The sequence below is a fragment of the Pseudomonas huaxiensis genome (assembly GCF_003231275.1).
Classification (GTDB): Bacteria; Pseudomonadota; Gammaproteobacteria; order Pseudomonadales; family Pseudomonadaceae; genus Aquipseudomonas; species Aquipseudomonas huaxiensis.
Genome location: NZ_QKVL01000131.1, coordinates 1 through 1,198, shown reverse-complemented (window position 1 = coordinate 1,198; position 1,198 = coordinate 1). Strand labels below are relative to the sequence as shown.

At 60.8% G+C, this 1,198-nt stretch carries 1 protein-coding gene; it reads left to right on the top strand.

Annotated elements, in window-relative coordinates:
- On the top strand, window positions 1-1,198 hold a 1,198-nt coding region (locus DM374_RS32530), incomplete at both ends, for an RCC1 domain-containing protein (RefSeq protein WP_404821409.1).

Here is a 1,198-nt window from a genome sequence, read left to right as displayed (position 1 = left end):
CTGGCTGAAACTGTATGTGCGCTCCTCCAGTGACGCGGTACTGCTCAACCCGGCCAATATCATCGGTAATGGTGTCAATTACTTAGCCAGCGGTGCGGCAGCGTTTATCGCCATACGTGATGAGGTGACGGTGGGGGCTGAGAAGGAAGTCGATATGGTCGGTTGGGGTGACGCGGCCTTTGGAGGGAATCTGTCCCCGACCTTGAGGGCTATCAAGGATGTTGTCGAGGTCTCCTGTACCAGTAGCGCCTATGCGGCGCGTCGACGTGACGGCAGTGTGGTGTGCTGGGAGACTGTCGGTGGTGTCATGCCGCCTGAGAGTGAGGATTACATTCAGGTCAGAAGCAATTACGGCGCATTCGTCGGGCAGAAACGTGACGGACGGCTTTTTGCGTGGGGCGGGGCGGGCTATGGTGTTCCTGTGCCGCAGGAGATATTGCAACACGACGATTATGTCGAACTGTGCGGAGCGCTTTTTGCGTTCGCAGCGCGGCGTGCCACCGGGCATGTCGTGGCGTGGGGAGATGCATTACACGGCGGGGTGCTGCTGCCTGGGCAGGAGGGAATGAGTGACATCGTGCAAATCATCGGCAACAGCGGAGGCTTTGCCGCACTGCGTGACGGTGGTGGCTCGCAGAGTGTGATTGCGTGGGGCGCACCTGCCTACGGTGGTGCGGTACCAGCGGAAATTGCTCAGTTGACCAACGTCAAGGCGTTGGGGGCTGCCACTCAACAGGCGTTCAGCATCTTGCTGGAGACCAACGCGGTACGTGCCTGGGGCGCGGCTTCGCACGGTGGAACGGTGCCGGAAACTATCCAGAGCTTGACCAATGTGGTGGAGGTCTCCAGCACCTGGCACGCATTCTGTGCCCGCCTGAGCAATGGGAGCGTTGTTGCTTGGGGAGATCCGACAAATGGTGGAGCTGTCCCTGAGCCTATCGCCCTGTTGTCGAACATCGTTCAGGTAGTGGGCTCGGCCAGGAGTTTTGCGGCGCTGCGTCGTGATGGCACCGTGGTTGCTTGGGGGTACCCGGCTACGGGCGGAGACATTTCCGCCGTCGCAGGGCAGTTGGTCAACGTGCGGGCGATCTATGCCAATACCGATGCTTTCACGGCGCTGACCGCAGATGGTCGGGTCGTGACATGGGGTGTTGCGGCAGGGGGCGGCGACAGCAGTAAGGTACAGGCGGAGCTCGCT